This is a genomic window from Roseicyclus sp., assembly GCF_052168335.1.
Lineage (GTDB): Bacteria > Pseudomonadota > Alphaproteobacteria > Rhodobacterales > Rhodobacteraceae > Roseibacterium.
Genome location: NZ_JBQLZP010000417.1, coordinates 1 through 16719 on the forward strand (window position 1 = coordinate 1; position 16719 = coordinate 16719).

Genomic DNA, 16719 nt, shown 5'->3' on the forward strand with positions numbered 1-16719 from the left:
CCGCTCGATGATCGTGGCCGCGCCCATGCCCGAGGCGACGCAGAGCGTGGCGAGGGCGGTGCCCTTGGCCGAGCGCTCCAGTTCGTCGAGCAGCGTGCCGAGGATCATCGCCCCCGTCGCGCCGAGCGGATGGCCCATCGCGATCGCGCCGCCGTTCACGTTGACGCGGCCGTGGTCCACGTCGAAGGCCTGCATGAAGCGCAGCACCACCGAGGAGAAGGCCTCGTTCACCTCGAAGAGGTCGATGTCCGAGATCGCCATGCCGCTGTCCCTCAGGATCTTCTCGGTCGCGGGGACGGGGCCGGTCAGCATGATCGTGGGATCGGTGCCGATCTTGGCCGTCGCCCGGATGCGCGCGCGCGGCTTCAGCCCGTGGCGCTCGCCGAACTCGCGGTTGCCGATCAGGACGGCGGCCGCCCCGTCGACGATGCCCGAGGAATTGCCGGCGTGGTGGATGTGCTCGATCCGCTCCAGATGCGGGTACTTCATCAGCGCCACGGCGTCGAAGCCCGGCATCTGCTCGCCCATGTCCTTGAACGAGGCCTTCAGCGCGCCGAGCGCCTGCATGTCGGTGCCGGGGCGCATGTACTCGTCATGGTCGAGGATGGTGAGCCCGTTCACGTCCGTGACCGGCACCACGGAGCGCACGAAGCGGCCCTCCTTCCAGGCCATTTCCGCGCGCTTCTGGCTCTCCACGGCGAGCGCGTCCGCGTCGTCGCGGGAGAAGCCGTACTCGGTCGCGATGATGTCGGCCGAGATGCCCTGAGGCACGAAGTAGGTCTCCATGGCGATGGAGGGATCGACCGCGATCGCCGCCCCGTCCGAGCCCATGGGCACGCGGCCCATCATCTCGACGCCGCCCGCGATGTAGGCCGCGCCCGCGCCGCCGCGCACCTGGTTCGCGGCGAGGTTCACCGCCTCGAGACCGGAGGCGCAGAAGCGGTTGATGGCGAGGCCGGGGATGCGGTCGTCGAGGTCCGAGGCGAGCACCGCCGTCCGCGCGAGGCAGCCGCCCTGTTCGCCCACCTGCGTGACGTTGCCCCAGATCACGTCCTCGACGGCGTGGCCCTCGAGCGCGTTGCGCTCCTTCAGCGCGTTCAGCGTGAAGGCCGAGAGGCGCGCCGCCGTCACCTCCTGCAGGGCGCCGTCCTTGCGGCCCTTGCCGCGCGGGGTGCGGATCGCGTCGTAGATGTAGGCGTCGGTCATCTTGGGATGTCCTTCCATGGGTCGTGTCACGCGGGCGCGTAGGCGCGCGCCATCAGGTCGTAGGGGTGTTTCCAGCCGGGCGTCGCCGCGATGCGCCCGAGCCAGGCGTCGATCGCCGGCCACTCGGCCCGGTCGAAGGTGAAGGGCTCCTCGTAGAAGAGGTAGCCGCAGCAGGAGATGTCGGCGCATGTCAGCGCGTCGCCCACGAGCCAGTCGCGCCCCGAAAGCTCGCCCTCGAGCACCCGGAGCGCGGCGTGCAGCCGCCCGGAGAGCCAGCCGATCACGTCGGCCTGCCGCTTGTCCGCGGGCAGGAAGTTCATCACGAAGCGCAGCGGGCCCGCCATGCCCGAGACCTTCTGGTTGTCGAAGATCGTCCAGCGCAGGATCTCGCGCCGGACGGAGTTCGAGCCGTCGCCGCAGAGCCTGCCCGTCTCGTCCATGATCCAGTCCTGGATCACGCCCGACTGCGTCAGGATCATGCCGTCCGCGTCGAGGACCGGCACCTCGCCCATGGGGTTGATGGCCCGGAACGCCGCGCCCCGCGCCTCGCCCCTGAAGAAGTCCACGAAACGCGGCTCCCACGGGACGCCGGCAAGCTCGAGCGCCAGCGCCGCCTTGTAGGCGTTGCCGCTCTCGCCGAAGCAGTAGAGCGTGTTGGTCATTGCTTTCCTCCCCTGCGGCACGGGCGTGCCCGTGGCCGTCCTTTTCTGCGTATTTCGGGAAAGATGAAGGCTCATAACCTCTCGTTAAGGTTAACGTGCCACCCTCGCTCCGCGGTACAGGCTGGCGAGCCGATGACCGCGAAAGGTGAAGGCGCCCCTGCCGTTCAGTGCAGCGCCCCGCGGCATCCGGAGGCCCTGGGGAACACTCGGCTCGGCAGGGGCCCGACCCCGGCTTTCATCTTTCCTGAAATACGCACTCCTCCATCCGCCGTCCCCGTGCCGTCCCTACCGTTTCCGCTCCTCGAGCTCGGAGTTGAACAGCCGCATCCGGGCGACGAACTTCTCCTCGTTGATCACGCTGCCCCAGTGCTCGAAGAGGAAGGAGAGGAACTCGCCCTCGTCCAGCCCCGCCTCCTCCGCGAGCTTGCGGAGCTTGCGGTAGCCGTCCTCGCTCATCGCGATGTTCGGGCGGCGGGTCAGGCGCAGGCGCTTGGGCATGTCCTCTCCTTCCGGTCGGTCGTCCTCAGAAATTCGCCGCCTCGAGCGCCATGACGGGCTCGGCGCCCGACTGGATGCGCGCGAGGTGGGTCGCGGTCATCGGCAGCTGGCGGGCCATGTAGAAGCGCGCGGTGGCCAGCTTGGTCTGGTGGAACGCCGGGTCCGCCGTGCCCGAGGCCAGCGCCGCGAGCGAGGCGCGCGCCATCCGCGCCCACATGAGCCCGAGGCAGACATGCCCGAAGAGGTGCATGAAGTCGTAGGACCCCGCGAGCGCGGCGTTGGGGTTCTTCATGCCTTCCTGCATGAAGTACATCGCCGCGCCCTGGAGATCCTTCGAGGCGCGCTTCAGCGGCTCGAGGAACTCGGCCATGCCCTCGGTCCCGGCGTTCTCCTTCGAGAAGGTCTTGACGTGCTCGAAGAAGGCCATGACGTGCCTGCCGCCGTCCTGCGCGAGCTTGCGGCCGACGAGGTCGAGCGCCTGCACCCCGTTCGCGCCCTCGTAGATCATCGCGATCCGGGCGTCGCGGGCGTATTGCGACATGCCCCATTCCTCGATGTAGCCGTGCCCGCCATAGACCTGCTGGGCCTGCACGGTCATGTCGAAGCCCTTGTCGGTCAGGAAGCCCTTGATGACCGGCGTGAGCAGCGAGACGAGCCCGTCGGCCTCCGCGTCCCCCTCGCGGTGGGCGCGGTCGATCAGCGTCGCGCCCCAGAAGAGGAAGGCGCGCGCGCCCTCGGTGAAGCTCTTCTGCTCCATCAGGTTGCGGCGGATGTCGGGGTGGACGATCAGCGGATCGGCCGGCCCCTCGGGGTTCCTCGCGCCGGTGATGTCGCGGCCCTGGAGGCGGTCCTTCGCGTAGGCGAGCGCGTTCTGGAACGCGATCTCGGCCTGGGCGAGGCCCTGCATCCCCACGCCGAGGCGGGCCTCGTTCATCATGGTGAACATCGCCCGCATGCCCTTGTGCGCCTCGCCCAGCAGGTAGCCCTCGGCCGCGTCGTAGTTCATCACGCAGGTGGCGTTGCCGTGGATGCCCATCTTCTCCTCGATCTTGCCGCAGGAGACGCCGTTGCGCGCGCCGAGGCTGCCGTCCTCGTTCACGAGGAACTTCGGCACGATGAAGAGGGAGACGCCCTTGATGCCCTCGGGGCCGCCGGGGATCCTGGCCAGCACGAGGTGGACGATGTTCTCGGCCATGTCGTGCTCGCCGGCCGAGATGAAGATCTTCTGGCCGGTGATGCGGTAGCTGCCGTCGCCCTGCGGCTCGGCCCTGGTGCGCATGAGCCCGAGATCCGTGCCGCAATGGGGCTCGGTCAGGTTCATGGTGCCGGTCCACTCGCAGGAGACCATCTTCGGCAGCCACGTCTGCTTCTGCGCGTCCGTGCCGTGGGCGAGGATCGCGGAGGCGGCGCCGTGGGTCAGGCCCTGGTACATCGTGAACGCCTGGTTGGCGGCCGAGAACATCTCGCCCACGGCGGTGTTCATGATGTAGGGCATCCCCTGGCCGCCGTATTCCTCGGGCATGTCGATGGCGGGCCAGCCGTTCTCCTTCATCTGCTCAAAGGCGTCCTTGAAGCCGGTGGGCGTGTAGACGATCCCGTTCTCGAGGCGGCAGCCCTCGCGGTCGCCCACGGGGTTCAGCGGCGCCAGCAGTTCGGTGCTGATCTTGCCGGCCTCCTCGAGGATCGCGGCGGTGAAGTCCCGGTCGAGGTCGGCGTATCCCGCGATCCCGGCCTCGGTGATCCTCAGCACGTCGTGCAGGATGAACTGCATGTCCTTCGTGGGGGCGGTGTAGCTCGGCATCTCGTCAATCCTCCCGGTCGTCTGTCACTCGGCCGCGTCGGCAACGCGGCCCACGGAGGCGAGCATCTCCTCGACCATCCGCATCTGGTTCCTGAGGTCGCCGATGGCGGCGTCGAGCTCGGCGCGCCGCTGCTCGAGATCGGCGAGGCGGTCGCGCGCAACGCCGAGCGTCGCGGAGAGCTGCGTCGCCTGCTGGTCGCCCACGTAGTAGAGGTCGAGAAGCTGGCGGATCTCCTCCAGCGAGAAGCCGAAGCGCTTGCCGCGCAGGATCAGCTTCAGGCGCGCGCGGTCGCGGCGGGTGAAGAGGCGCTTCTGCCCCTCGCGGCGGGGGAAGAGAAGCTCCTTGGCCTCGTAGAACCTGAGCGTGCGGGGCGTCACGTCGAAGGCGTCGCACATCTCGCGGATGGTCATGGTCTGGTCGGTCATCGCGGTATCCAAAGCGGGGAATGTCCCGGTCTGGCGGGGTATCTGCCGCCCGCGATGCCATCATACAAGTCCGGATGACGTTTACGTAAAGAGAACGTTGCGTCACTTTGGCGGGGTGCGCGGCTCCGGCTCAGTCGGCGCCCTTCGCGGTCTCGTCGCGGAGCGTCTCGAGTTCCGCGATCACCTCGTCGAGCTCGCGCCGCCGGTCGCGCAGCTCGCGCAGCTGCCGGTCCGCCATCTCGAGCCAGGCCTGCCGCTGGATGCGCCCCTCGGGGTCCTTGTCGTGCAGCTCCAGCCACTGGCGGATCTCCTCCAGCGAGAAGCCGAAGCGCCGCCCGCGCAGGATCAGCGTCATGCGCGCGATCTCGCGCGGGCCGTAGTAGCGCGCGCGGCCCTCGCGCGCGGGCGCGAGAAGCTCGATGTACTCGTAGTGACGCAAGGTCCTGGGCGTCACGTCGAAGCGCGCGCACATGGACTTGAAGTCGAGCCTTTCGCCGGGCATCGGCCGCGCTCCCTCCGCTCTCCCCGGGGCAAGATGTATCATCCGGGGCCGGCCGGTGCCAAGCGGGCGCCGGGCCGCGACGTTCCGCTTGCACCCGCTGGCGCGGGGCGCGATGTCTGGGGCCGGACGGCAGACGGGACGTGACGCATGGCGGACGAAGAAACGGGGCGGGGCGCGGGTCCGGATACGGACAAGGCGCGGATCGCGCGGCAGTTCATCGAGGCGATCCCCTTCTCGCGGGCGCTGCGGATGCGCCTCGAGGAGATCGGCGACGGCGTCGCGGTCATCTCGATGCCGTGGAACGACGCGCTCGTGGGCGAGCCGCGCACCGGCGTCATCCACGGCGGCGCGGTCTCGGCGCTGATGGACACCTGCGGCGGTGCGGCGGTGATGTGCCATCCCGAGGCACTGGCGGCGACGGCCACGATCGACCTCAGGATCGACTACATGCGCCCCGCCGAGCCCGGCGCGCGGATCACCGCGCGGGCGACCTGCTACCACGTCACGCGCTCCGTCGCCTTCGTGCGGGCGGAGGCCTGGGACAGCGACGAGGGCCGCCCGCTCGCCGCCGCCACGGGCGCCTTCACGGTCGAGCGCGCCCGCTCCGGGGAGGGCGCGGCATGAGCGCCCGCCGCCCGCCCGAGCCCGTCCACCTCATCAAGCACCGCCGCGACAGGGCGCTCCGCGCGCTGGTCGAGGGGGTGCCCTACATCGGCTTCATGGGGATCGCCTTCGACCGGCGGGGGGACGAGTTGACCGCCGTGATGTCCTACGACGACAAGCTCATGGGCAACCCGCTCCTGCCCGCGCTCCACGGCGGGGCCATCGCCTCCTTCCTCGAGGTCGCCGCGATCATGGAACTGTCGTTCCAGATGCTCTGGGACGAGATCGAGAGCGGCAGCCTCGATGTCGACACGCTGACGCCCGAGGCCCTGCCGCGCCTGCCCAAGACCATCGACTTCACGGTGGACTACCTGCGCTCGGGCCTGCCGCGCGACGCCTATGCGCGGGCGCGCGTCAACCGCTCGGGACGGCGCTACGCCAGCGTCCACGTCGAGGCCTGGCAGGACAACCGCCAGAAGCTCTTCGCGCAGGCGACCGGGCATTTCCTGATGCCCCGGCGCGACGGGTGAGCGCGGCCGACCCCGTCACGGAACCCGGACCGCTGACGCATCGGCGGGTGCTCAGGATCGCGGCGCCCGTCGTCGTCTCGAACGCCACGATCCCGCTGCTCGGCATCGTCGACACCGCCGTGGTGGGCCAGATCGGCGACCCGGTTCCCATCGGCGCGGTCGGCCTCGGCGCGGTGATCCTGACCTCGATCTACTGGGCCTTCGGCTTCCTGCGGATGGGGACGGTGGGCCTCGCCGCGCAGGCGATCGGCGCGCGGGACGCGGGCGAGGTCGCGGCGCTGCTGACACGCGTCCTGATGATCGGGGCGGGGGCGGGGCTTGCGCTCATCCTCCTGCAGGTGCCGCTCTTCGCGGCCGCCCTCTGGCTCGCGCCGGCGAGCGCGGAGGTCGAGGCGCTGGTCGCCACCTACGTCACGATCCGCGTCTTCTCGGCGCCCGCCGCCATCGCGATCTACGGCATCACCGGCTGGCTCATCGCGCAGGAGCGGACGGGCGCGGTCCTCGCGCTCCAGCTTTTCCAGAACGGGCTCAACATCGCGGTCTCCGCGATCCTCGTGCTCGGCCTCGATCTCGGCGTCGCGGGCGTCGCCTGGGGCACCTTCGTGGCGGAGTGGTGCGGCCTCGCGCTCGGCCTCTGGCTCTGCCGCGCGGCCTTCGGCGTGCCCGCGTGGCGGGACCGGGCGCGCGTCCTCGACCGCGTGCAGCTCGGCCGGATGGCGCGGGTGAACGTCGACATCCTGATCCGCTCGCTCCTCCTGCTCGCGGCCTTCACCTCCTTCATGTTCCTCGCCTCGGATTTCGGCGACGTGACGCTGGCCGCCAACCAGGTGCTGATCCAGTTCGTCTACGTGACCTCCTACGCGATGGACGGCTTCGCCTTCGCCGCCGAGGCGCTGGTGGGCCAGGCGGCGGGGGCGCGGGCGCGTGCGGGCCTCAGGCGGGCGGCGATCCTGACGAGCCGCTGGGGCCTCGGCGCGGCGGGGCTCATGGCGTTGCTCTTCCTTCTCGGCGGCGGCGCGATCATCGACCTCATGACCACCGCGCCCGGCGTGCGCGAGGCGGCGCGCGACTACCTGCCCTGGATGGTGCTCGGGCCGCTTGCGGGCTGGGCGTCGTGGATGCTCGACGGCATCTTCATCGGCGCGACGCGGACGCGGGACATGCGCAACATGATGGCGGTGAGCTTCGCGGGCTACGCGGTGCTGGTGGCGCTGCTCGTGCCGAGCCTGGGCAACCACGGGCTCTGGGCGGCGCTGGTGGGCTTCTTCGTGCTGCGCGGGGTGACGCTGGCCTTCCGCTACCCGGCGCTGGAGCGCGCGACGGGGTAGGGGGCGGAATTGCCTGCAATTCCGGCCCGGAAAAGCCGGCTTTTCCGGGCGCCCGGCGTCACAGGAGCGCCAGGATGTCCTCGGGCGGGCGGCCGATGACGGCGCGTCTTCCGTCGTCGAGGATCGGGCGCTCGATCAGGATCGGGTGGGCGGTCATCGCCGCGACGAGGGCGGTGTCGTCTCCGTCGGCGAGGCCGAGATCGGCGAAGACGGGCTCATTCGTCCGCACGAGCCCGATGGCCGGCACGCCGAGGCGGCGCAGGAGGTCCACGATCTCGGCCTCGAGGGGCGGCGTCTTCATGTAGAGCCGGATCGCGGGCTCGACCCCTCGCTCCCGGAGGAACGCCAGCGCCGCGCGCGACTTGCCGCAGCGCGGGTTGTGCCAGAGCGTCAGAGCCATGCGTCCACCCCCGTTCCCGTGAGCTCGTTCACCGTCTTTCCCTCCGCCGCGAGCCGGGCGTCCAGCCCCTGCGCGATGCGTGCGCCGAGCGTGATCCCCGCGTAGACGAGCCCGGTGTAGAGTTGCACCGCGCTGGCGCCGGCGCGGAGCTTCTCCCAGGCCTGCTCGACGCTCGCCACCCCGCCGACCCCGACGAGGGGGAGCGTGCCCCCGGTCAGGCGGTGGAGCTTCGCCAGCACCCGCGTGCTCCGCTCGAAGAGCGGCTGGCCCGAGAGGCCGCCCGCCTCGCCCCGGTGCCGGGAGGACAGGCCGTCGCGCGACAGCGTCGTGTTGGTGGCGACGATCCCGGCGATCCCGCTCGCGCGCGCCACCTCCGCGATTTCGGCCAGCGCATCCTCCTCGAGGTCGGGCGCGATCTTGAGCAAGACCGGCACGGGACGGGCGAGGCCCGCGTTCGCCTCCATCACGCCCGCGAGCAGCCCCTCGAGCGCGGCGCGCCCCTGCAGCTCGCGCAGCCGCTCGGTGTTGGGCGACGAGACGTTGACGGTCGCGAAGTCGAGATGGGGCCCGCAATGCGCCAGCACGCGGGCGAAGTCGGCGGCACGGTCCGCGCTGTCCTTGTTCGCCCCGAGATTGAGGCCCACCGGCACGAGACGCGGGGCGGCGGCGAGGCGGGCGGCGATGGCCTCCATCCCTTCGTTGTTGAAGCCGAAGCGGTTGATGGCGGCGGCGTCCTCGGTCAGGCGGAAGAGCCGGGGTTTCGCGTTGCCGACCTGCGCGCGGGGCGTGGCGGCGCCGACCTCGAGAAAGCCGAAGCCCGCACGGCTGAGCGCCGGGATCGCCTCGGCGTTCTTGTCGAAGCCCGCCGCGAGACCGACCGGGTTCGGCAGGGGCAGGCCCGCGAGCGTGGTGGCGAGGCGCGGCGAGGTCACGGGGCCGCCGAGGGGCAGCATCCCCGTCTTCAGCGCGGCGATGGCCAGCGCGTGCGCGCGCTCGGGGTCCATCCGCTGCATGACCGAGAGGCCGAACCGTTCCCACATGGGATCAGAGATCCTCCGGGAACAGGTGGGCGCCGTCCGACACGGGCAGGGGCGCGTGCCAGATCACGTCGGCGCGCCGGAGCGGCGCGTAGAGATGCGGGAAGAGCGCGCCGCCGCGCGAGACCTCCCATTTCAGCGCGGGCCCCAGCGCGTCGGCCTCGAAGGCGGCGAGGATCAGCCCGTCCTCGCCCGCGAAGTGCCTGGCGGCGGTCCCGGCCACCTGCTCGGCGGTCGAGAAATGGATGAAGCCGTCCGCCACGTCGACGGGCGCGCCGGCCGTCTCGCCGGCCGCTTCGAGCGCGGCCCATTCGTCCGCGCGGAGGATCTTGTAGATGCGCATGGCGCGCCCATTGGCCCGCGGCCGGCGCCCCGTCAAGGCCGCGCGGCCCTGTTACATTCCCGTCACCAAGCGGCTTTACTTGACCCGGGCGGGCCGCCAATCTGGCAGCCGTCCAACACATACGGGAGAGCAATCATGCTTGCACGGATTCTCGGATCGACGGCGATCCTGGCCGGGCTGTCGATGGCCGCGCCAGCGGCGGCGGAGACCACGCTCCACATCCTTCACATCAACGACCTGCACAGCCGCATCCAGCCGATCAACGCCTTCGATTCGACCTGCCCCGCCGAGGACGACGCCGCGGGCGAGTGCTTCGGCGGCGTGGCGCGGATCGCCACCGCGGTGAACCAGCTCCGCTCCGAACTCGAGGGCGAGAACGTGGTCGTGCTCGACGCGGGCGACCAGTACCAGGGCAGCCTGTTCTTCACGACCTATCGCGGCGCGGCCGCGGGCGAGTTCATGGAGGCCATCGGCTTCGACGCCATGGCGCTCGGCAACCACGAGTTCAACAACGGGCCCGAGGGTCTGCTGCCGCTGCTCGACGCGGTGTCCTTCCCGGTCATCTCCGGCAACCTCGACGTGAGCCAGGACCCCTCGCTGAACGGGCGGGTTCAGGACCATGTCGTCCTCGACGTGAACGGGATGCAGGTCGGCATCGTCTCGGCCCTGACCCGCGACACGATGGAGATCTCCTCGCCCGGCGACGCCGTGATCTTCCAGGAGGAGATCGACGCGCTCCAGGGCGACGTGGACGCGCTGACCGAGCAGGGCGTGGACATGATCATCGCGCTGACCCATGTGGGCCTGCCCGCCGACATCCGCATCGCCGAGGCGGTGACGGGCATCGACGTGATCGTGGGCGGCCACTCGCACACCTATCTCAGCCAGGACGACCCCGACCGCGACGGCCCCTATCCGCTCTGGATCTCGAACCCCGACGGCGTGATGGTCCCGATCGTGCAGGCCTATGCCTACTCGAAGTATCTCGGGCACCTGGAAGTCACCTTCGACGACGCGGGCGAGGTGATCTACGCCGAGGGCAACACCATGCTCCTCGACGCGAGCGTCACGCCCGACGAGGCGATCGCCGCGCGCGTGGCCGAACTGGCCGGCCCGATCGAGGAGTCGATGGCCGAGGTCGTGGGCTCGACCACCGGCTTCATCGAGGGCGACCGCTCGGTCTGCCGGGCGATGGAATGCCCGATGGGCAACCTCGTGGCGGGCGCGATGCTCGACCGGGTGGCCGACCAGGGCATCCAGATCGCCATCGCCAACGGGGGCGGCCTGCGCGCCTCGATCGACGAGGGCGAGATCACCATGGGCGAGGTCTTCACCGTCCTGCCGTTCCAGAACACGCTGGCGACCTTCCAGCTCTCGGGCGCCGACGTGATCGCGGCCCTCGAGAACGGCGTGAGCCAGGTCGAGGAGGGCGCTGGCCGCTTCCCGCAGGTGGCGGGCCTCCGCTTCACCTGGAACCCGGCGGCCGAGCCCGGCAGCCGCATCGTCTCGGTCGAGGTTGACCAGGGCGGCACCTGGGCGCCCATCGACCCGGCCGCCACCTACGGTGTCGTGTCCAACAACTTCATGCGCGGCGGCGGCGACGGCTACCGGGTCTTCGCCAACAACGCGATGAACGCCTACGACTTCGGCCCCGGCCTCGAGGAGGTCGTCGCCACCTGGCTGACCGAGAACGGGCCCTACACGCCCTTCACCGACGGACGGATCGCCGAAGCCGAGTAAGGGGCTCTCGAAAGTCCTTTGAAATCAGGCCGGTGCGTTCTGCGCGCCGGCCTTTTCGCTGCGTTGCAGAAAACGCAAGGGTGCTTTCCACAGGCGGCAATTGTCGTGGGCGTTAGCGCTATCATATGAGGGTCACGAACACGGGACACACAGCCGAAGGAAAGGAGCTGACCCATGACGTCGATCATCACCTATCTCCGCTCCGCCGCCGAGAAACGCGCCGCCTACAACCGCACCGTCGCCGAGATCGCGCGCATGAACCGCGACGTGGCCATCGAGGATCTCGGGATCTATCCCGGCGACGCCGAGCGCATCGCGCGCCGCGCCGTCTACGGCGCCTGAGCGCACCCGGCGGGCGGCAGGCACGGGCTTGCCCCCCGCTACCCGGGTCAACTAGGCTTGCCCCCATGTGCGGGCGCATGACCCTGACCCACCCCAACGACGCGATGGCGCGCCTGTTCGACGCCACCGCCTCGAACGACCTGCCCGAGGTGCCCCGCTACAACATCTGTCCGACGCAATCGGTGGGCGTGGTCACCGCGTCCGACGGGGGGCGGCGCCTGCGGCCCATGCGCTGGGGCTTCGTGCCGCACTGGTACAAGACGCCCACGGACGGCCCGCTCCTCATCAACGCCCGCGCCGAGACCATCGCCGAGAAGCCCGCGTTCCGCGCCGCCTGTCGCGAGCGGCGCTGCCTCGTGCCGGTGACGGGCTTCTACGAATGGACCAAGGGCGAGGACGGGGCGCGGCTGCCCTGGTACTTCACGCCCGCCGATGGCGAGCCGCTGGTCCTCGCCGGTGTCTGGCAGGACTGGGAGCGGGAGGGTGTGCGTCTGACCACGCTCGCCGTCGTGACCTGCGCCGCCTCCGACTGGATGGCCGAGACGCACCACCGCGAACCGGTGAGCCTCGCGCCCGAGGACTGGGCGCTCTGGCTCGGCGAGGAGGGGAAGGGCGCCGCGCCGCTGATGCGGGCCGCGCCCGAGGGCCGCTACCGCCGCTGGCGTGTCGATCCGCGGGTGAATTCCAACCGCGCAGAGGGGCCCGACCTGATCGAGCCCCTGGCGGCATAGATCCGCCGGGGCCACGGGACTGCCCTTTTCCGGACAGAATGCGACCGTCTTCCCGCCTTAGCGGTTAATTCCCTACCAGCAACCCACGAAGGGAAGACGAAGATGGAGATGCGTGCGAACATGTTCCGGATCGCGGCGGTCGCGGTGCTCGCGCTGCCGCTGGCGGCGGGGGTGGCCCCGGTTCCCGCCTTCGAGACCGGCGCCGCGCTCGCCCAGCCCGGAAATGGTAACGGTCATGGTAACGCCGGCGGTAACGGCAACGGGAACGGCAATGGCGGCGGAAACGGCAACGGAAACGGCAATCGCGGCGGCGAGGACCACGCGAGCGGCAACGGCAACGGCAACGGGCCGCGCGGCCAGGGCGCCATCGCCAGCGAACTGAGGAACGCCAACGCGGCCAACGCCAACATCAACGCGATGCTGAACGCCGCCCCCGACAGCAACGTGGGCCGGCTCAACACGCTGCGCGAGGCGATCGGCGAGAGCGAGGAGGCCTACACCGAGTGGCAGGCGGCCTACAGCGACTACATCGCCTTCCGCGACAGCTATGACGGCCGCACCGCCGCCGAGATCGAGGAGGAGATCGCCGGGCTCGACGACACCTCCGCGACCTACGAGGAGGAGCTCGCGCGGCTGACCGCCGAGCTCGAGGCCGCGGAGGGCTACGATGCCGAACTCGACCGGCTCGCCGGTCTCTCGAACGACGCGGCGGAGGCCTACGAGGAGGTGCAGGGCCTCGAGGAGGACGCGCTCCTCGCCGTCACGGGCGGCCGCGAACTGTCGGATGCCGCGATGGCGGAACTGCGCCGCAGGCTCACGCAGTAGGCCGAAAAAAATCGGGGCCGCATCAGGGGGAGGGATGCGGCCCCAGTCGGGTCAGGGAGGGTTGGCCCGGCGGACGAGGGAGAGAGCGCCCGCCGTTTCCATGACTTGGACAATGCCCCCCGTTCGCGGCCGAAATGGGGCGCTTCGGAAACCGTTTCAGGGAATTTGCGCGATCATTCCGGGGCTTTCGGCCGGATTGTCTCCGATCCGGCAATCAGCGCGAGATCAGCCCCGCCACCAGAAGGTCCGCCCCCGACGGCCCGAGCGCGAGCGGCGTGTCGTGCAGCACCGAAAGCCGGGTCAGCGCCTGGAGGTCCGCGTCGCCCGCCTGCGGCACGGTCGGGTCGGCGAAGAACACCACCGCGTCGAGCTCGCCCGTCGCGATCATCGCGGCGAGCTGCTGGTCGCCGCCGCGCCCCCCGCGCTGGAGCCGCTGGACCGTCAGCGCGGGCGCGACCTCGGCGATGACGCGGCCCGTGCCGCCCGTGCAGATCAGCCGGTGCCCCGCGAGCCGCCCCGCGTGCCTGAGCACCCAGGCCCGCAGGTGCGACTTCCGCGTGTCGTGCGCCACGAGCGCGATGCGCAAGGGCGCCGTCGAGAGCGCGCGGGCCTTCGCCGTGATGGCGAGGATAGCGCGGACCTGTCCCGCGAAGCCCGCGGTCTCGGACGGGAACGCGCCGGCCAGCGCGGCGGTGCCCACGGTGAAGCCCTGCGCGCCCGCGCGCGCCGCCGCCTCCACCCGCTCGGCCCGGTCGATGCTGCCCGCGACGATCACGGGCTTCGGCTGGGCCGCGCAGACGGCGGCCATCAGCCCCGGCACGTCGCCCGCGAAGCGATAGGCCAGAAGGTCGAGGCCGTGCACATGCTCGAGCGCGGACAGCGCGCGGGCCGAGGCGACGATGTCCTCCGCCGGGCCTTCCAGCACGCTCGGATGCCCGGTGATCCGGCCGGGAAAGGGGTAGTAGCGCAAGGGGTGATGCCGGGTGATGCCCGTCACCGCCTCGGCCCGCGTGCCGCCCAGCAGCACGTCCACGTCGAGGTCCACCGCCGCGCGGGCCGAGGCGATCTCGCTCTCCTCGTCGAGGCTGACCACCTCGAGATAGGAGCGCCCGCCCGCCGCCCGGATCGCGTCGGCGAGGCCGCGCAGCTCGGCGAAGGGCAGGCCCACGTCCTTGAAGCCGATGTGCCGGACCCCGCCTTCGAGCGCCTCCTCGATGCGCGCGCGCGCGTCGGGGATCGTCCGGTCGTTCTCGGTCAGCATGAGGATGAAGTCGAAGCCCATGGCTCACCTCACCCGGGAGGGGCGGCGCGGTCAACGGATTCCGGCGGCACGGGCGCGGCGCGCGTCCAGATCGCCGCCGTTTCCGCGATGCGCAGGTGCGGCGCGCCGAGGCTTTCGCGCACCAGCGCGGAGAGCTGCCCGAGCGCCGCGCCGGGGGAAACGCCGCCCGCGATCAGCGCCGAAAGGACGTCGCCCGGCCCGTTCGGGACCTGAGCGGCGTCTTCGCGGGGCGCGCGGTAGAGGCGGGCGCCCGTGCCAGCCAGCGAAAGAAGCCCGGTCTGCGCGCCGAGCGGCGGCGAGGTCACCAGCACCTCCGCGCCGCCCGCCGTCTCGCGCAGCGTCTCCGCTGCTGCGAGAGCCTCGGCGAGCGTCCCGGTCTCGCGCCCGGTCAGCCAGCCGAGCTCGAAGGCGTTGGGCGTCAGCACGTCGGCGTGGGGCAGGAGGGTCGCGCGCACCGCCTCTGCCGCGTCCGCGTCGATGTAGAGGCCCTTGGGACTGTCCCCGAGCACCGGGTCGACCACGACGCGGAGGTCCGGCGCGCCCGCCCGCATCCGCACGGCGAGTTCCGCGGCGAAGGCGACGTGCACGGGCGAGGGGAGGTAGCCCGTCAGAAGCGCGCCGGCCTGCCCGAGCCATCCGTTCGCGGCAAGCGCGTCGGTCATGGCCGAAAGCTCCTCCACCGGCACGCGGCGCCCCGCGACACTCGGCCAGCCGGGATGGTTCGAGAGCTGGACGGTGGGCAACTGCGTCACCGAATGGCCGAGCGCCTGGAGAACCGGCGCGGCGGCGCAGAGCCCGACATGGCCGTGTGCCACCCAGCTCGAGAGGATGAGGATGCGGGCCATCGGGGTTCCGGCGCTGTTCTGCGGGGCACGATAGGCGCCGCCCGGCCCGGTTCCAAGCCCCGCGCCGCGCGCCCCCATGAGGCTTGACCCCGGAAGGCCCATACCATACCTCAGGATCGCCGGGCGGGTATGGTGTAATGGTAGCGCCCTAGCCTTCCAAGCTTGGATCTCACGTTTCTGATGGGTTCCTCGGCGTTCTAAGGCTCTATTTTTATTGACATTAGTCTTTCGGATCGTGTCCTGTATGTTCACGACGGTTCCGAGAAGAACCGACAAAAAACCGACATTATGCCAAAGCTCACCGAGACCTTCGCAAGCAAGCTCCCGCTCGCGAAGGAAGGCACCGAAAAGTTCTGGGACACCGAGATCAAGGGCATCGTGCTCTATGTCGGGAAGCGCTCCAAGACATGGTACTATCAACGTGATGTGGGAGGTCGGACCCAACGGGCTCTCATCGGAAGATACCCCGTCATTACCGCAGCGACAGCCAGGCAAGCTGCCCTCGGCTTCGCCCTGGAGTGGGGACGCGGCGCCGGAAAAGCCATCCAGATCGGAGCGCCGACACTCGAGAACGCGATGGTGGCGTATCTCGCGCGCCCAAAGCTCAGGTCCGAGGCGCATCGCACCATTCTGCGCCAGCAGTTCGAACTCCATCTGAAGGAGTGGATGAAGCTACCGCTCAACGAGATCAGCAAGGGGATGGTCGTGGCGAAGCACAGGTCGCTGGGAGACCGACCTTCTGCCGCAAACCATTTGCTGAAATACTTCCGGACGGTCTGGAATCACGCCCGGCGAACCGTCGATTTACGCGAATGTCCGACCATGGCCATCGAGTGGTTCGAGGAACGTCCCGAAGGAACGATCATCGCTGACCTGACGGAGTGGCGACGCGTCGTCGAAGCGTTGCCCAACCCTATCCACGAAACCTTCTTCAAGCTTCTCCTGTTCACAGGCCTTCGGAAGACTGAAGCGCTCACTCTTGAATGGAAGAACATTAATGAGGACCGAATTCATCTTCCGATGACCAAGAACGGAAGAAGTTTCGATCTGCCGATCCTGCCGGTGCACCATGAAATCCTGGCACCTGTGCGGGGGCTCCATCGTCGTTGGGTTTTTCCTTCTCCCAAGACCGAGCATGACCCCATCGACACGGACGCCCTCCAGCGGCGCCTGTGGGCGATCTGGGGCGAAGCCTACCAGGCATACCTCGACATGCGCGAGGCGCAGCCCCACGGGGCGCTCTGGCTCGATCTGCGCGATCCCAAGGTCCAGCGCGAGCGGGACCAGATCGCCGAGGGCAGCCGGAAGAAGACCGTGACCGAGATCGTCGCCGAGGTGATCGGGGCGTGGCTGGACGAGCGCCGCCCGGCGGACGAGGTGATGGTGGACGCGAGCGGGCTGACGCTCGACGGCTACGAGGGCGACGAGACGCCGATGGTCCGGGCTATGGTGACGGCCGAGGAGGCCACCGAGAACCTGCAACACCATCCGCTCCTCCAGGCTTATCGGAACCTCGAAAAGCGGACGTTCGGAAAGGCCCTTACGAAGGTGCCCGGGTGGCAGGAGGTCGGACGTGTCCGGCGTTTCGGCCAGCCGCCCAAGACTTGGTATGGCCGGG

General features: G+C 70.1%; 18 protein-coding genes and 1 pseudogene. 8 read left to right on the forward strand and 11 right to left on the reverse strand.

What is annotated here, in order from left to right; translation table 11 throughout:
• From ACTS11_RS12705 to ACTS11_RS12730, 6 genes are all read right to left on the reverse strand, one after another.
• Window positions 1–1206, reverse strand: a 1206-nt coding sequence (locus ACTS11_RS12705; RefSeq protein WP_442640679.1) for an acetyl-CoA C-acetyltransferase, incomplete at its 3' end; no start/stop codon positions are given.
• Between the two features lie 26 nt (window positions 1207–1232).
• Window positions 1233–1868 (reverse strand): glutathione S-transferase family protein, encoded by a 636-nt coding sequence (locus ACTS11_RS12710; RefSeq protein ID WP_442640680.1) that lies wholly within the window; start codon window positions 1866–1868, stop codon window positions 1233–1235.
• Between the two features lie 285 nt (window positions 1869–2153).
• Window positions 2154–2366, reverse strand: coding sequence for a hypothetical protein (locus tag ACTS11_RS12715; RefSeq protein ID WP_442640681.1), 213 nt, complete (start codon window positions 2364–2366; stop codon window positions 2154–2156).
• Window positions 2367–2391: 25 nt separating this feature from the next.
• Window positions 2392–4167 carry an acyl-CoA dehydrogenase C-terminal domain-containing protein gene (locus tag ACTS11_RS12720; RefSeq protein ID WP_442640682.1) on the reverse strand — a complete coding sequence of 592 codons (1776 nt, stop codon included), beginning with the start codon at window positions 4165–4167 and terminating at the stop codon, window positions 2392–2394.
• Between the two features lie 24 nt (window positions 4168–4191).
• Window positions 4192–4593: a MerR family transcriptional regulator gene (locus tag ACTS11_RS12725; protein ID WP_442640683.1), complete on the reverse strand. Its 402-nt coding sequence runs from the start codon at window positions 4591–4593 to the stop codon at window positions 4192–4194.
• A gap of 130 nt (window positions 4594–4723) precedes the next feature.
• Window positions 4724–5095 (reverse strand): MerR family DNA-binding protein, encoded by a 372-nt coding sequence (locus ACTS11_RS12730; protein ID WP_442640684.1) that lies wholly within the window; start codon window positions 5093–5095, stop codon window positions 4724–4726.
• A gap of 147 nt (window positions 5096–5242) precedes the next feature.
• On the opposite strand from ACTS11_RS12730, the gene ACTS11_RS12735 reads away from it, so the two are divergent.
• From ACTS11_RS12735 to ACTS11_RS12745, 3 genes are read left to right on the forward strand one after another with little or no spacing between them, the layout of a single operon-like run.
• The gene (locus tag ACTS11_RS12735; protein ID WP_442640685.1) at window positions 5243–5719 is read left to right on the forward strand and encodes a PaaI family thioesterase; all 477 of its coding nucleotides are present in this window, start codon (window positions 5243–5245) and stop codon (window positions 5717–5719) included.
• The gene (locus tag ACTS11_RS12740) at window positions 5716–6228 is read left to right on the forward strand and encodes a PaaI family thioesterase (protein ID WP_442640686.1); all 513 of its coding nucleotides are present in this window, start codon (window positions 5716–5718) and stop codon (window positions 6226–6228) included. Before ACTS11_RS12735 ends, ACTS11_RS12740 begins: the two co-directional genes overlap by 4 nt.
• Complete coding sequence (locus tag ACTS11_RS12745) at window positions 6225–7556, forward strand: MATE family efflux transporter (RefSeq protein ID WP_442640687.1); 1332 nt, start codon at window positions 6225–6227, stop codon at window positions 7554–7556. The genes ACTS11_RS12740 and ACTS11_RS12745 overlap by 4 nt, the downstream gene beginning before the upstream one ends.
• A 58-nt stretch (window positions 7557–7614) precedes the next feature.
• Here ACTS11_RS12745 and arsC read toward each other — a convergent pair whose 3' ends face one another.
• Genes arsC through ACTS11_RS12760 form a run of 3 tightly spaced genes read right to left on the reverse strand, consistent with a single transcriptional unit; the run spans window position 7615 to window position 9336 of the window.
• Window positions 7615–7956, reverse strand: a complete 342-nt coding sequence (arsC, locus tag ACTS11_RS12750; protein WP_442640688.1) for an arsenate reductase (glutaredoxin) — start codon at window positions 7954–7956, stop codon at window positions 7615–7617.
• A complete protein-coding gene (locus ACTS11_RS12755; protein WP_442640689.1) occupies window positions 7947–8996 on the reverse strand; it encodes a quinone-dependent dihydroorotate dehydrogenase in 1050 nt (349 codons plus the stop codon). Before ACTS11_RS12755 ends, arsC begins: the two co-directional genes overlap by 10 nt.
• Before the next feature lie 4 nt (window positions 8997–9000).
• Window positions 9001–9336 (reverse strand): DUF952 domain-containing protein, encoded by a 336-nt coding sequence (locus ACTS11_RS12760; RefSeq protein WP_442640690.1) that lies wholly within the window; start codon window positions 9334–9336, stop codon window positions 9001–9003.
• A 135-nt stretch (window positions 9337–9471) separates the two neighbouring features.
• Between ACTS11_RS12760 and ACTS11_RS12765 the strand changes: the two genes are divergently transcribed.
• From ACTS11_RS12765 to ACTS11_RS12780, 4 genes are all read left to right on the forward strand, one after another.
• Window positions 9472–11076 (forward strand): bifunctional metallophosphatase/5'-nucleotidase, encoded by a 1605-nt coding sequence (locus ACTS11_RS12765; protein WP_442640691.1) that lies wholly within the window; start codon window positions 9472–9474, stop codon window positions 11074–11076.
• A gap of 174 nt (window positions 11077–11250) precedes the next feature.
• Window positions 11251–11418 carry a hypothetical protein gene (locus tag ACTS11_RS12770; RefSeq protein WP_442640692.1) on the forward strand — a complete coding sequence of 56 codons (168 nt, stop codon included), beginning with the start codon at window positions 11251–11253 and terminating at the stop codon, window positions 11416–11418.
• Between the two features lie 65 nt (window positions 11419–11483).
• Window positions 11484–12149, forward strand: coding sequence for an SOS response-associated peptidase (locus ACTS11_RS12775; protein ID WP_442640693.1), 666 nt, complete (start codon window positions 11484–11486; stop codon window positions 12147–12149).
• A gap of 102 nt (window positions 12150–12251) precedes the next feature.
• Entirely contained in the window at window positions 12252–12974 is a 723-nt protein-coding gene (locus ACTS11_RS12780; RefSeq protein ID WP_442640694.1) for a hypothetical protein, read from the forward strand.
• Between the two features lie 214 nt (window positions 12975–13188).
• Here ACTS11_RS12780 and ACTS11_RS12785 read toward each other — a convergent pair whose 3' ends face one another.
• Both ACTS11_RS12785 and ACTS11_RS12790 read right to left on the reverse strand, forming a co-directional pair.
• Entirely contained in the window at window positions 13189–14256 is a 1068-nt protein-coding gene (locus tag ACTS11_RS12785; protein WP_442640695.1) for a methylglyoxal synthase, read from the reverse strand.
• Window positions 14257–14264: 8 nt separating this feature from the next.
• Window positions 14265–15101, reverse strand: a complete 837-nt coding sequence (locus tag ACTS11_RS12790; protein WP_442640696.1) for a pyridoxal kinase — start codon at window positions 15099–15101, stop codon at window positions 14265–14267.
• Between the two features lie 288 nt (window positions 15102–15389).
• Here ACTS11_RS12790 and ACTS11_RS12795 point away from each other — a divergent pair.
• A pseudogene (locus ACTS11_RS12795) lies at window positions 15390–16235 on the forward strand (integrase arm-type DNA-binding domain-containing protein); the annotation flags it as partial.
• Between the last annotated feature and the right edge of the window lie 484 nt (window positions 16236–16719).

What these genes read in the sequence shown, in the direction of transcription:
- ACTS11_RS12710 (WP_442640680.1), bottom strand. Translation starts at nt 1,868, where the DNA reads ATGACCAACACGCTCTACTGCTTCGGCGAGAGCGGCAACGCCTACAAG.
- ACTS11_RS12715 (WP_442640681.1), bottom strand. Translation starts at nt 2,366, where the DNA reads ATGCCCAAGCGCCTGCGCCTGACCCGCCGCCCGAACATCGCGATGAGC.
- ACTS11_RS12720 (WP_442640682.1), bottom strand. Translation starts at nt 4,167, where the DNA reads ATGCCGAGCTACACCGCCCCCACGAAGGACATGCAGTTCATCCTGCAC.
- ACTS11_RS12725 (WP_442640683.1), bottom strand. Translation starts at nt 4,593, where the DNA reads ATGACCGACCAGACCATGACCATCCGCGAGATGTGCGACGCCTTCGAC.
- ACTS11_RS12730 (WP_442640684.1), bottom strand. Translation starts at nt 5,095, where the DNA reads ATGCCCGGCGAAAGGCTCGACTTCAAGTCCATGTGCGCGCGCTTCGAC.
- ACTS11_RS12735 (WP_442640685.1), top strand. Translation starts at nt 5,243, where the DNA reads ATGGCGGACGAAGAAACGGGGCGGGGCGCGGGTCCGGATACGGACAAG.
- ACTS11_RS12740 (WP_442640686.1), top strand. Translation starts at nt 5,716, where the DNA reads ATGAGCGCCCGCCGCCCGCCCGAGCCCGTCCACCTCATCAAGCACCGC.
- arsC (WP_442640688.1), bottom strand. Translation starts at nt 7,956, where the DNA reads ATGGCTCTGACGCTCTGGCACAACCCGCGCTGCGGCAAGTCGCGCGCG.
- ACTS11_RS12755 (WP_442640689.1), bottom strand. Translation starts at nt 8,996, where the DNA reads ATGTGGGAACGGTTCGGCCTCTCGGTCATGCAGCGGATGGACCCCGAG.
- ACTS11_RS12760 (WP_442640690.1), bottom strand. Translation starts at nt 9,336, where the DNA reads ATGCGCATCTACAAGATCCTCCGCGCGGACGAATGGGCCGCGCTCGAA.
- ACTS11_RS12765 (WP_442640691.1), top strand. Translation starts at nt 9,472, where the DNA reads ATGCTTGCACGGATTCTCGGATCGACGGCGATCCTGGCCGGGCTGTCG.
- ACTS11_RS12770 (WP_442640692.1), top strand. Translation starts at nt 11,251, where the DNA reads ATGACGTCGATCATCACCTATCTCCGCTCCGCCGCCGAGAAACGCGCC.
- ACTS11_RS12775 (WP_442640693.1), top strand. Translation starts at nt 11,484, where the DNA reads ATGTGCGGGCGCATGACCCTGACCCACCCCAACGACGCGATGGCGCGC.
- ACTS11_RS12780 (WP_442640694.1), top strand. Translation starts at nt 12,252, where the DNA reads ATGGAGATGCGTGCGAACATGTTCCGGATCGCGGCGGTCGCGGTGCTC.
- ACTS11_RS12785 (WP_442640695.1), bottom strand. Translation starts at nt 14,256, where the DNA reads ATGGGCTTCGACTTCATCCTCATGCTGACCGAGAACGACCGGACGATC.
- ACTS11_RS12790 (WP_442640696.1), bottom strand. Translation starts at nt 15,101, where the DNA reads ATGGCCCGCATCCTCATCCTCTCGAGCTGGGTGGCACACGGCCATGTC.